This is a genomic window from Arthrobacter sp. AG258 (assembly GCF_004364695.1).
Lineage (GTDB): Bacteria > Actinomycetota > Actinomycetes > Actinomycetales > Micrococcaceae > Arthrobacter.
Window position 1 is genome coordinate 472,481 of the sequence record NZ_SOBI01000002.1, and the last position, 13,075, is coordinate 485,555.

Genomic DNA, 13,075 nt, shown 5'->3' on the forward strand with positions numbered 1-13,075 from the left:
TGTCTTTTGGATCGACGCTACTGGGACCCGCAAAGGTCCAGCTTATAAAGCTTGGCCTCTCCCTGCGAATCTTCGAGCGTGGCCATACCGGCCGTTATCAGTGCGTCCAATCCTTTGTAGCCATTGTCACGCCCGTGGACCTCCCGGTGCCCAAAGTCGAGAATGTAGTCAATCTTCAGGCTTTCGACTGCGGGGCAGACCGCGGGGTCGTCCTTAGCCGGGGTAGGGCCGTTGAGCAGGGGGGCGGCGCCTTCGGGAACGGCACTAAGGATATGCAGTTGAACCAGCTTCCGATCAGCGAAAGCATAGGCCAACGAGCTTCCATTCCACGGGTTTCCGACCATCACGGCATCCTTCGGTACCTCACCGGGCAACCGCTTGATGAGAGTCATTTCGTCGGTGGATATCAGCGGTGCGTTGTCACTCAAACTGTAAGAGGCTGCCATAGATGCCTGGGCCTGGCTGACATTTCCGCGCTGTGTGGCCGCTATAAGAGCCACAACAGCGACCAGCCCAGCCGCAACGAGTACCATCGAAGGCTTCAACGGAAGGAACCTTCCCGCGGGGCTCACCGAACGCGCAGAGCCGCTCTTATGTTGGGGGGCGTTTACTCGTCCAAGAATAAGTGACAGCTGGTCCCATATTCCCACGGCGCCCCTGCAGGCCAGTGGGATTGTCACGAGCGGAAGGAGGGCAGCAAGCCGTGGCGGATCGTTGTACCAAATACCCGTCACGAACAGTCGGAAGTTCTCTTGTGGAAACGAACTCACCACAACGAAGAGAAGGGCTGCCACGGCGTATGAACCCAGCAGCCACAACCGTTGGCCAGAACGAAGCGTCAGGTAAAGACCGAGGATCGTCAACAGCATTACGCCCCAAGCAACAGGACGTCCAATCGCTGAACTGGAAATTACCTCGCCGATTGCTTGGCCCGTCGACTCAACTGGCGGCCAAAAAGCGGCCTCGGCCGGAGGACGTACGACGCCCCAGAGAACACGGACCAGGACAACCGCACCAACCAGAGCAAGAACCAACGCTCCCGCAACAGCTGTCCGGCGCATGCCAGTGGTGGATCTAATCAATAGTACGGATTTACGAGAAAAGACGTAGATAGCTGGTGGAATCATCAGTGCGAGCCAGGCCATGGCCGCGCTTGGGTGGGCCAAGGCCATACCTGGAAGCACAGCAAGCAGCAGCAGCACGCCCAAAAGCTTTGAACGGCCTGGCACGGCGGAAAGACCCAATGCATCCAGTCCGAGGCCAAAAACCACGGGAAGGAGGGCAAGAGCAAGAAAATTCGGGTAGAGAACTCCGAAGTCCAGCAAGGAGATCGGAAAGGCTCCAAACGCCGCGGCCAATACTCCAGCCGCGAGACTGACGGCAGGCTTTCGTCCCCAAACCGACTGCGTTAGATAAATGCAGCCAACAGGCCAAACAATTGAGGCGACCACGATGTTGATGACGTTGGCAGAAGTAGTTATTTCCGCTCCTCCCATGCTGACGAGCAAGGAAACCAAGTCGTGCCAGGCAGCTGGGTACGAGCCAGCCCCCGTCATAGAGTTCAGAGTAAGCGACGAACCGGAGCCCGTATCGAGGATATAGCGCACTGCGTTGAGGTGAAAGACATTATCAAACGTCTGGGAAAACGCTTCCGGAGAACCGACGGCGTCCACAATCCGCCGTCCTACCAGGACGGCAGCAACGGCTGCTGCCGTAAGCGAAGCGAGCATCCAATAGCGCGGGTCGTCGTCAAATTTACGACTAACGGCACTGGCCCTTCTTTTTGACACGAGCGAAGCAAAAAGAGCCACGGACGCAATAACAAAAGTTAACCCAAGCACAGGCAGAATTGACCAAGACAATCCGAGAAAAGGTGCGGCAATCGCCGCAACTCCGACTATCGAGGTACTGACCGCCGGAGCAACCGCAAGGGCATGCATTGTGCGCAAGCCGGCAGCAAGTCCAACTGCCATGCCAGGAATAACCAGCAGCGTAACCGCAAGGACAAATTGTGGTGCCGCATCAAACCAAGACAAAAAGTCCTCCGAACAAGTACTGGCCCGCGGAGATGTAATTCAAGCCGCGACTACCTTCTGAAAAACGCCAGGGTCAGCCCGAGGATAAGCACGCCCCGGAAAGTAAGTTAGGTCAACTGCGCAACAGGCCAACGGCTTCCTGAATCGGCCCGTCGTAAATAAGTTCCCCATGCCTCAGGAGAACCCCCCGTTTGCAGATGCGTGCCACAAGATCCAAGTCGTGACTTACCACTACCAGAGTCTTACCATCCATCGCAAGTTCCTGAATTTTGTCAATGCATTTTCGTTGGAAGGGCTCGTCGCCTACGGCGAGGATCTCGTCAATGAGGAACACTTCAGGGTCTGTGTGGACAGCAACGGAGAAGGCGAGCCGCAAATACATTCCGGAGGAGTAGAACTTGACCTCAGTATCGATAAACTGGCCGATTTCCGAGAACTCTACGATGTCGTCGAATTTGTCCTTGATCTGCTGCTCGGTCATTCCTAGGATTGCGCCGTTCAGGAATACGTTGTCCCGCCCAGACAAATCTGGGTGGAAGCCAGCACCAACTTCAATAAGCCCGGCGACTCTTCCGCGCGTCTTCACGGTTCCAGTGTCGGGAAGCATAACCCCGGAAATGTGCTTAAGCAGAGTTGATTTGCCTGAACCATTAAGGCCCAGGAGTGCCACGGTTTCCCCTGCCTCGATGTCAAGGGATACGTTCTTCAACGCGTGGAACTTCTCGGAAAGATCGCCTTTTCGCCCCTTGGCTAGCCACACCACTGCCTCTTTCAGTGATCTGGTGTGGCGCAACACGAATTGCTTGCTGATGTTCGAAACTTCGATAGCCGTGGACACTTAGAGCTCCTGTGCGAAACGGCCCTCGAGGCGCCGAAAGGTGTACTGACCCAAAACAACAATGGCCACCGCAACCACGAGCCCGACAGGCAGCCACAGACTAAAGAGGTTCGGTGGCATGGCTGCCGAACCGTCCGTCGTCGGAAACCAGAACGCGTAGTGGAATAACTCCACACCTATGGTGATCGGGTTCGCCTGATAGATAGCAAATGCTGTGCTTCCAAGCTTCTGCTCAACCATTGACCATGAATACATGACCGGTGAAGCCCAAGTGGCAACCATCAAGAGCATGTCCACCAGGTTTTCCGAGTCACGGAAGTACACGTTGGCTGAACCGAAAAGCAGCCCCAAACCGGTCGCGAGCAGCCCCACGATGACAAAGCCAGCCACCGCAGCCAACAGTTGTATCAGGTTCGGGTGCCATCCCGCGAAGACACAACCGACGATGAGAACCACGAGTTGGGGGAAGAAGTGCACCGCAGACACCCAAACGGAGGCCACGGGGAACAATTCGCGCGGAAGGTAGATCTTCTTGATCAGGTTCCCGTTCATCACGATGGAGCGTGCCGCGTTGCCTAATGCCTCGGAAAAGAAATTGATCAGTACAATTCCGGAAAACAGATAGACGGCATAGTTTGCCAGTCCATCCGGATTCCTGGCACTTCGTTCCAATCCAAGGAAGATTCCCAACGCAACATAAAAAACGATGAACTGGACGCCCGGTTTGACATAAGACCAGAGAAGCCCAAGAACAGAACCTCGGTACCGGACCTTCAGTTCTTTCCGCACCAGCAGTTTCAGCAGGAAGCCTGACTGTTTGATGTCCCGCAGTCCCCCGCCCAATCCTGGCGTGGTCAGATCACTGGTCGAAATTACGCTCACTTGATCTCATTCTGCGTATGCTGCTCGAACGTCTTCCTCCAGGACTCGATCGACGTCAGATCGTTCACGGCTGCTTTGTACTTCTTGCTAAGCGCGGGCCAATCCTTCAGCAGCGCCGCGTGCAGGCGTCCGCTATCGGCCAGCATCTTCCTCAAGCGTTTGGGATCCCGGCGATACCAGGACGCCCCGGTTCCCTCGGCATTGGAGACGACTGCGCTGTCATACTGCGCCATGCGCCACCATCGGTTGTCCTGGTGGGCAACCGTAGCCTGGGGCCGTTCAGCGCTAGTTCCCTGAATGGGCTTGACCAGCTGCCGAACGACCGTCTTGGCCGCCCATGGCAGCAGGGTGATTCTCGAGGGCTGGGAAGGCCCGTGACCCCGCCTCGGCGGTTTATCCATTTTCGGGGCGGGGAAATCCTCAGGATTGGGACGAAAGACGGCATCTGAATGCGCGGACATCATCTCACGGATTTGTGGCAGCTTGGTCGACAACAGGTCAGGCAGGGCTTCCGGCCCCTTCAACACATCTTCCAAGGCCCATTGCCTGCCCTGGGCCGTGGCGTATTGCATGGAAACCATATGCTTGACGTCGCCGTACTGGGAAGCCTTGACCACGTCCCCGCCGTATTCGTACGGACTGTGCAACAGTGCCGTAACCACCCGGTTCCGCGAGTGGAAGTAAGCCTGCCAACCGACCAGGTCATCCTTGTCGATCCAGGAGACGTGCCAAACGGCAGAACCGGGAAGGGAGACCGTGGGGTAGCCATGTTCCTTTGCCCGCAGACCGTATTCAGCGTCGTCCCACTTGATAAACAGCGGGAGCGAAAGCCCAATGTCGCGGATGACTTTGGTGGGGATCAGGCACATCCACCAGCCGTTGTAGTCGACGTCACAGCGCCGATGCAGCCAAGACGTCTGCCGCAAGTTGGACGACAGGAAGTCGTGCCCGAGGATCATATCGTCGCTGGGAAGGGCCGGCTGGAAGCGGTAGGGATTAACCACTTCGCCGAACGTGTGCAGGACGGTCCGGTTGTACAGGTCGAACATGTGTCCGCCGACCAGGGTTGGCGTTTTGCATCGGTCGGCAAAGGTGAGGAGGCGGATGATGCTTTCAGGTTCGACGACGATGTCGTCGTCCATGAGCAGCACGTAGTCACTGCCGTTTTCGACGGCCTCGAACATCCCGCGCGCGAATCCGCCGGACCCGCCCAGATTGGACTGGTTGATGATGCGGAGTTTGCCGCCCAAGGACTCCTTTACCTCTTCGAAGCCCTGAGCGTCCAAAAGTTTCTGTGTGCCTTGGTCCACGATGAGGATCTCCTGCACGTGGGCAAGGGCCTCGGCGCTGTCGGCCAGGAGACGGAGGTTGTTAAGGCAGAAGTCCGTCTTGTTGAGTGTGGTGATCTGGAGCGTTACCGACCCCGGAGTCCTCTCGACAACGGGCCCCTGCCACTCGGCGTCGAGCATGATGAGTGGCTCGGTTCCCGCCAAGAGGTCGAACCAGTACCATCCGCCGTCGCCGAAGGGAGCCAGTGAAAGTTCAAAATGGCTTTCAGAGATACCCTCGACACGCCGGGTGTCCACCCTCTGTAGTGAGCCGCGTGCATTGGATTTGTAGACAATGACGGAACCGGTGCCTTGGGTCCGGACCTGCAGGCGGACTTTATCCACTGTTGTCCACCGCCGCCAGTAGCTGGCAGGAAATGCATTGAAGTAGGTGCCGAATGAAACTCGTTCCCCCGACCGGACTGATGTGGAGTGTCGCGAGAGGAAGTCCTCTACGTGCGCCTCTTTGGTCGGGCTGCTGATGGTCCTAGGCTTGGCGTCTTTCCTGTCTCCGTCGCCAATCGTTGGGAGCTGGATGCCAGTGGCGGTGCCCATGTCCATGTAGAGGGGCGCTGTATCCATCTGGCTGGCGTTTGGCAGGATAACGCGCTGCAAGGTCTGCCACCCCAGCTGGTTTTCGACTCCTGCACCCTTAACTTCAGCCTTTGCCTTACTATCGGTGGCGGCGCTCATGCGTCCACGCCTCCACTTTCCAGCTTCACGCCGCTTTCGAAGTGCGGACGGATTTTGTTGTCAAACATACTCAGCGCGGATCCGATGGCCATGTGCATGTCCAAGTACTTGTAAGTGCCCAGCCGGCCGCCAAACAAGACGTCCGTTTCGGCAGCTGCAAGGTCTCGGTACTTGAGCAGGCGCTCCCTGTCGGCAGAGGTGTTGACCGGGTAGTACGGTTCGTCGCCTTTTTCGGCGAACCGCGAAAACTCCCGCATGATGACCGTTTTTTCGGTCTGGTAGTCGCGTTCGGGGTGGAAATGGCGAGGTTCGATGACGCGGGTGTAGGAGACGTCGTCGTCGTTGTAGTTGACAACGGACGTGCCCTGGAAATCGCCGACATCGAGGACTTCCTCTTCGAAGTCGATGGTGCGCCACGAGAGGTCGCCCTCGGCGTAGTCGAAGTAGCGGTCCACCGGGCCGGTGTAGACCACGGGGATCTTGCCGACGACCTTGTCCTTGCTGTATTCGTGCGATTCGTCGAAGAAGTCGGTGTTCAGGCGCACTTCGATGTTCGGGTGCTCGGCCATCTTTTCGATCCACGCGGTGTAACCGTTGGTGGGCAGGCCCTCGTACTTGTCGTTGAAGTACCGGTTGTCGTAGTTGTAGCGCACAGGAAGCCGGGAGATGATGCCGGCGGGCAGATCCTTGGGATCCGTCTGCCATTGCTTCCCGGTGTAGTGCTTGATGAAGGCCTCGTACAGGGGACGGCCAATTAGTTGGATGCCCTTGTCGTTGAGGTTCTGGGGGTCCGTGCCTGCCAGTTCCCCGGCCTGTTCCTGGATGAGGTCCCGCGCCTGGCCCGGCGTCAGGTTGGCCCGGAAGAACTGGTTGATGGTGGCCAGGTTGATGGGCAGGGAGTACACCTCCCCTTTGTGGACGCCGTACACCTTGTGCACGTAGTTAGTGAAGGTGGTGAACCTGTTGACGTATTCCCACACGCGTTCGTTCGAGGTATGGAAAAGGTGGGCGCCGTACCGGTGTATTTCAATCCCGGTCTGCTCTTCCTTTTCGCTGTAGGCATTGCCCCCGATGTGGTGGCGACGGTCGAGGACGACCACCTTCAAGCCGAGCTCAGTGGCGGCCTGTTCTGCGATTGTCAGGCCAAAAAAGCCGGACCCTACGATGACGAGGTCAGCGGTCACAAAATCTCCTGGTTCGAATGCGGGCAGCGCAATGTTGCGCATTGTCTGCTGCTCTAGCCTACCCGAGGGACCGCAACGTCCGTCGAATCCGCACAGCCCCTGTGATCCGTCGCACATCCGACCTCAAGCGGGCCGCAGAGACCCATCCCGTTCGACATACGCATCCCGCGTACCGGGACAAACCCATTGGCTACCTTCGTTTATCAATGGTTGGCCAGCCTTGCCCACCCAGCCGATGCGCCGGGCGGGAACACCCGCCACGAGCGCGAAGTCCGGCACGTCCTTTGTGACCACAGCGCCTGCCGCCACCATCGCCCACGCGCCGATGGTTACGGGCGCTATGCAGACTGCACGGGCACCAACAGCAGCTCCCTCCAGAATCGTCACACCCACTTTTTCCCAGTCCTCCTCTGTCTTGAGGGTCCCTTCCGGAGTAACAGCGCGGGGGAAAACATCATTGGTCAGGACCACTGCAGGACCAATAAAGACCCCTGGCCCAAGAACCGCCGGTTCGTACACCAGGGCGTAATTCTGCACCTTGCAGTTATCCCCCAAGACCACGCCGGGGCCGATGTAGGCGCCACGGCCCACGACACAGTTCTCCCCCAGGCGCGCCGCCTCCCGGACCTGGGCGAGATGCCACACTTTGGTGCCCGCCCCGATACTTGCGCCTGCATCAACGTCAGCACTGTCCGCGATGGTGCCCAAAGGAGTCTCCTTTGCTGCTCATGGCCCGCTTTTCGAGGGACCGGGTGTAGCGATCCTAGCCGAGCTCCCTCCGGGCAGGCAGGACCCCTTTGCAGGGTTTTCCACATAGAGCCGGAAACGGCTGCCCATGCTTTCCCTTCGTGGATAGCGTGACGCAATACGCACGAAGGATTGGCACCCATGACCCTGCATTGCACCTTGGTTGGTGGTCCAGGCTCTCCACGTCTACGGCCCCCTCTCGAACTGTCCATCGAGGCCCCGCCCGGCACTTCGGGAGCCGACATCAACCACCAGTTGTCGACGAGATTCGGCACCGGGCCGGTCACTGTGGACGGACAGGATCTCCGTTCGTTGGTGGCCGGCATTCCGCCACTGGTGAGCGCGGCAATTCTTGTCGACGGCGGCGCCTCGCCGTCTGGTCAACGGCCGCGTCGTCCCCGGGCCGCTGATACCGTGACTCCGCTGGTACTCGCCATTCACAGCGGCGCTGCGGCGGGAACAGTCATACCGATCCGGCGAGGCAGCTACACCATAGGTCGGAGCGGCACGCGAGTTGTTATCCCGGATCCGGAGTTGTCGCGCGAGCACGCCCGCCTTGTCGTCACGGACACGGATATCATCCTGATCGATCTGGACAGTGCAAATGGCACCTACGTCGATGGTGAGAGGATCCGGGACACTGTCATCTCCACGAATTCCGGTATCAGGTGCGGGCAGTCCACCATGTCGCTGGTGTTTTCTGACCTGTCGGAGAGGGTCCTGGCCGATGCCGGAAAATCCGTGGCCGAACCCATCGTGGTCTCCGGCGGGGCTGAGGCCGGCAACCGCGCACTGCTGCTGCTGGCCGCAGTTCTCCCGCTGGCGATTGGCGTGGGGCTTGCGGTGGTTACCGGGATGTGGATGTTCCTTGCCTTCTCGGCGGCGTCCGCGTTTTCTGTTCTCGTGCCCGTCATCAGCGGCCGGCGGCAGAGGCAGGAATTGGCGGCTGCTGTTCAAGCGGCGGTGCGGGAAGACAGGGAACGCCGGCGCCGGTGCGCCCCGTCCCTTGCCCTCGTTGCCCTGGCAGCGCACCGGAGCAGCCAGACGCCGGTGCCCCATTTGGCGTCCGACGGCGTGTGGCTGAGGTTGGGCGAAATGGAGCAGTCCGCCAATGTCCGAATTGAGCCGGCACGCGCCGTCCAGTCCATCCACCCGGTTGGGCGGGTCCCCATCGTCCTTGACCCGCGCCGGCCGCTCACCATTATTGCGGGCTCTTCGGCGGGCATAGACGGCGCCATCAGGTCCCTCGTCATGCAACTTGCGGGCTACCCCTTGGCTGACACGACGGGGGTGGTCGTCCACGGCCGGCCGAAGAATCTGCCGTTGGCCGCCCGGTATCTTCCCAGGGCTATCCTCACCGGAACAACTGATGCCGCCCTCCGGGTCATCGAAGGAGGTGGCCCATCAGGTTCAGAGCGAAGTGTCCTGTTGATCCGCAGTACGGACCCGGCGGACGAGGGCGACGTCACAGTCCGTGAAGCCGCTGTGGAACGGGGTTGGCAGGTTCTTCATTTTCTTCCGGAGCACACCGAATCCCCTTTAGCTGACGTGTTTTTGTCCGAGGGCAGGTCGGTCATGCTCCATGACCACGACAAGCCGGTCTTTGTCCCGGACCTTCTACCTGAGGCAGTGTTCACCACGCTCTGCCGACGCCTGGCGAAGGCGCCCAAACGGGAGGACGGGCACGTGCGCTCCGTTCCGGCCACCGTCGCCCTCAGCGAGATCCTGCCCATGACGGCGGCCGAGACCGCGCGACGCTGGGAAGCCGCAGCGGAAAGCCCGGGGCTCGCGGTGCCACTGGGCCTGGGTGCGGCCGGCCCGAGGACCCTGGACCTGCAGGCAGACGGTCCCCATGTGCTCGTAGCAGGCACCACGGGCTCAGGAAAATCGGAATTGCTCCGGACCCTTACCCTGGCGCTCGCCCTGAGCTACCCGCCTGAGCGCGTCAACTTCTTCTTCGTCGATTTCAAAGGTGGCTCCGGCTTGGGTCCACTCCACGGCTTGGTCCACTGTGTCGGACTTCAAACCGACCTGACCGGCGCCGAAATGGAACGCACCCTGATATCGCTGCGGGCAGAAGTCAGGCTCCGTGAGGAGCACCTCTCGGCAGCCGCCGTACCGGACCTCGCAGCGTACAGGTCCTCGCACGCGGCCAAGGATTTCAACCTCCCCCACCTTGTTGTCATCATCGACGAGTTCAGGATGCTTGTTGACGATGCTCCGGAAGTGCTGCGTGAGCTGCTGCGGATCGCTTCCATAGGGCGGTCGCTGGGTATCCATCTTGTGATGGCCACGCAACGGCCACAGGGTGCATTGACGGCCGACATCCGGGCGAACGTCACCTCCAGCATTGCCCTCCGCGTGCAGTCGGACATGGAGTCAGTGGACATCATCAATTCGAAGGCCGCGGCGGCCATCGGAGTGGATACTCCGGGCCGTGCGTTCCTCGCCCGCGGTGCGGAACCTGCTGAAGCCTTCCAGGCCGCGTCCCTGCCACCCATTTCCGAGGATCAGCTGCACGGTCCGGTCGTCATCCAGCCGACAACCACGTACCTGGCTCCCCGGGAAGCGGCGGCCCCGTCCCCGCCGTCCCCTGCGCCAACCACTGCCACGGCGGCGGCTCCCCTGGTGGCACTCGTGGAATCCCTGTGCACGGCGTATGGCAAACAGGTCCCCCGGAGACCGGTGGCTCCTCCCTTGCCGGCAGACCTGGAAGAACCGGGGCAGGATTTTTCATCCGACGGATACCAGGCAGCACGGTCGATGCCCGCTGGACCTGGCGACGACGAAGGCTGTGTGCGCCTGGGACTGATGGATCTGCCCCAGAAGCAGAAGGTGGTGACTCTGGCCTGGAGCCCCGCCACCGATGGGCATGCCGCCTTCCTTGGCAGTTCCACCTCCGGCGCGCCGGAAGCCCTTGGACTGACGGCCGGAAGATTGATGGCCAGCCCGTCCGAAGCCCACTTCTATTTCCTGGACAGTACTGGAAGCTTTTTGCCCTTTGCGCACGCCGGCCGGACCGGGGCCCACGCCGGTATCCACGAGTTGCGCCGGGGAGTCCGGATCCTGGAACGTCTTACCCGCGAACTAGGGAGGCGACTTAGCCGGCCGGCCGTCGGGGAGGTACCCCTGGTTCTCATTGTGTCTGGCTGGGGCTCCTGGGTTTCAGCGTTCCGGTCCGGCCCATTGGCCTGGGCCGAAGACCTGGTCCAGGACCTCGCCCGCGACGGGAGCAAGGCTGGAATAACTCTGTTGCTTTCCGGTGAACGCGAACTGGTCGCAGCGAGGTTCTACGCATCCATCCCCAACCGCTTCTATTTTCCGTCCGGCTCCACCGAAGAGAGCCGTGCCGCATGGCCCCGGATGCCCTCCGTTCCCCCAGTGGCGGGAAGGGCTGTCGCATTTGGGCCTGCAGCCGCCGGCGGCCCGACGGTCTGCCAGTTTTACCGAGAATCCCTCGCTGGCCACGGGCATCCATCTCCCTGCAGGGACGGCCTGCCTGCGGCATCGCCGCCGTTCAGGGTCGAACCCCTCCCGGCTATGATCACCGCCGGCGAGGTCACGGCACGTGCCGGGCGCAGCACAGCGTTCCGGACTGGTGCCGAGAACGGGCAAACTGGCACTGCAGACGCCTCTGCAGGAACCGGGCAAGCCCGGGCCGTCCTGCTGGGCGTGGCAGGCGACGAGCTCGATGCGATCGCCGTCCGGATTCCAGCCGGCGCCGTGATGGCAGTCCTCGGCGTTCCCGAAAGTGGCAAGAGCAACGTGCTGCACGCTATAAAAACGCTAAATTCCAGCAAGGGAGTCTTGTCAAGCCCCGTGCCGCACATGAAAGCCGGAAACCTTTGGCGGGGCGTGCTGGAGCAGGCCACTGCCGGAGAGATTTCGCCCGACACGCTGCTGCTCGTCGACGATGTAGACCTTCTGGACCCCGCGGCAGTGAAGGACCTGGGCCACCTGTGCGGTTTGGGCTATTCGATGGTGGTCACCGCAAGATACAGCCCGTTGCTGCCACAACGCGTTCCTTTGATCATGAACGCCCGGGCGGCCGGCCTCGGTCTTCTGATGTGCCCGCGGACGATGGCCGAGGGTGACCTGTTCGGGGTCCGGTTTGAGGTGGAGGCGAATCCGCCGCCCGGCCGTGGCATCCTGATTTCTGAGGGACGGTCGTGTGCCCTGCAGGTGGGATGGGCAGGGGCCGCACCCTGATCTGCCGGGTGTTCTCTGCCGTTGCCCCAGATCCGGGAGTTCGTTACCCAGTCCGGACGTTTACAGGGAACGAACCAGCGGCGCCTGGTGCAGGGGCGTCAGAGAGCAGGGGGCGGACTGCCCGTTCGGGACGCGTGGCCGATCACCCTGTTGGAGAACAGCAGAACTATGGCGGCCGCCGCTGGTACCACCATTGCCGCACCCGCAAGGACCAGTCCGCTGGTCAAGGTTGGGACACCAATCGTCAGGACGAACAGTTGGGCCACCAGCGCCGCTGCCCGGGTCCACCGGTACCCGCGATAGAGGAAGACGGATACCGCAAAGAGCCAGGCCGAAAAGGCCAGCAGGAGGCCCAGAGTGAAGACAGCTCCCCAGAAAGAGAGCACGGGGCTGCCGGTGAACAGCTCGTACCCGTACCAGCCTGCAGCAACCAGCAGGGCAAGGGCTTCGGCACCGGCAATCAACGCCACCACGGTGGCAGCAACGGGTGCGGGAGTGGAACGCTGGTCGGCCGGGCGGCCGGGTCCGTTGCCGGGCTCGTCCGGAATCGCTGGGACACCTGCTGGGTTTACCGGGGGTCTTGACACACTGGCACCCTACCGGACATAGTCGGACACTGGTGAGGGCAGGAGCCGCCACTGTGATGCATCGCTCAGGTTTCCACTGATATCAGGCGTTATTACCCCTTGTTTACACAGCGTTAACATGACAGGCTTGATGCAGATGACCAAGGGGGCCCAGAGGGCCCCTTTCCTTTGTAGCCACTAGTGAATAATTTCACAAAGGGCACTTCCCAGAAATGGAGCAACTGATCAGCATGGATTGGCGTAACCGCGCAGCGTGCCTCGACAAGGACCCGGAACTGTTCTTCCCCGTCGGAAACACAGGCCCGGCCCTCCTGCAGATCGAGGAAGCCAAGAGCGTCTGCCGCCGGTGCCCCGTAGTGGACACGTGCCTCCAGTGGGCTCTGGAATCCGGCCAGGATGCCGGTGTCTGGGGCGGCATGAGCGAAGATGAGCGCCGCGCCCTGAAGCGGCGTGCCGCCCGCGCCCGCCGGGCGTCCTAGAAGGCGGGCAGCCGGCACCGTTAAAACGGACCTTACAACCAGAGGCCCCGGATCGATCCCAAGGATCGGTCCGGGGCCTCTGTAGTTTGGTT

Annotated in this window: 9 protein-coding genes; 2 read left to right on the forward strand and 7 right to left on the reverse strand. The window is 60.9% G+C overall.

Annotated elements, in window-relative coordinates; genetic code table 11:
• Positions 1-17: 17 nt before the first annotated feature.
• The 6 genes from DFO47_RS05455 to DFO47_RS05480 all read right to left on the reverse strand — a co-directional run bounded on the left by DFO47_RS05455 (position 18) and on the right by DFO47_RS05480 (position 7,669).
• A complete protein-coding gene (locus tag DFO47_RS05455) occupies positions 18-2,036 on the reverse strand; it encodes a DUF6541 family protein (RefSeq protein WP_133830962.1) in 2,019 nt (672 codons plus the stop codon).
• Positions 2,037-2,148: 112 nt separating this feature from the next.
• Positions 2,149-2,874 carry an ABC transporter ATP-binding protein gene (locus DFO47_RS05460; RefSeq protein ID WP_133830963.1) on the reverse strand — a complete coding sequence of 242 codons (726 nt, stop codon included), beginning with the start codon at positions 2,872-2,874 and terminating at the stop codon, positions 2,149-2,151.
• Positions 2,875-3,747, reverse strand: coding sequence for an ABC transporter permease (locus tag DFO47_RS05465; RefSeq protein ID WP_208294376.1), 873 nt, complete (start codon positions 3,745-3,747; stop codon positions 2,875-2,877).
• A 5-nt stretch (positions 3,748-3,752) separates the two neighbouring features.
• Positions 3,753-5,777: a glycosyltransferase gene (locus tag DFO47_RS05470; RefSeq protein WP_133830965.1), complete on the reverse strand. Its 2,025-nt coding sequence runs from the start codon at positions 5,775-5,777 to the stop codon at positions 3,753-3,755.
• Positions 5,774-6,961 (reverse strand): UDP-galactopyranose mutase, encoded by a 1,188-nt coding sequence (gene glf, locus DFO47_RS05475; protein ID WP_133830966.1) that lies wholly within the window; start codon positions 6,959-6,961, stop codon positions 5,774-5,776. Before glf ends, DFO47_RS05470 begins: the two co-directional genes overlap by 4 nt.
• Positions 6,962-7,084: 123 nt before the next feature.
• On the reverse strand, positions 7,085-7,669 hold the full coding sequence (locus DFO47_RS05480) for an acyltransferase (protein ID WP_133830967.1): 585 nt from the start codon (positions 7,667-7,669) through the stop codon (positions 7,085-7,087).
• Positions 7,670-7,849: 180 nt separating this feature from the next.
• Between DFO47_RS05480 and DFO47_RS05485 the strand changes: the two genes are divergently transcribed.
• Entirely contained in the window at positions 7,850-11,917 is a 4,068-nt protein-coding gene (locus tag DFO47_RS05485; protein ID WP_243835358.1) for an FtsK/SpoIIIE domain-containing protein, read from the forward strand.
• Between the two features lie 98 nt (positions 11,918-12,015).
• Here the strand turns inward: DFO47_RS05485 and DFO47_RS05490 are convergent, their stop codons facing one another.
• Positions 12,016-12,504, reverse strand: coding sequence for a hypothetical protein (locus tag DFO47_RS05490; protein ID WP_109045121.1), 489 nt, complete (start codon positions 12,502-12,504; stop codon positions 12,016-12,018).
• A 230-nt stretch (positions 12,505-12,734) separates the two neighbouring features.
• On the opposite strand from DFO47_RS05490, the gene DFO47_RS05495 reads away from it, so the two are divergent.
• Positions 12,735-12,983 (forward strand): WhiB family transcriptional regulator, encoded by a 249-nt coding sequence (locus tag DFO47_RS05495; RefSeq protein WP_003804966.1) that lies wholly within the window; start codon positions 12,735-12,737, stop codon positions 12,981-12,983.
• The last annotated feature ends 92 nt before the right edge of the window (positions 12,984-13,075 follow it).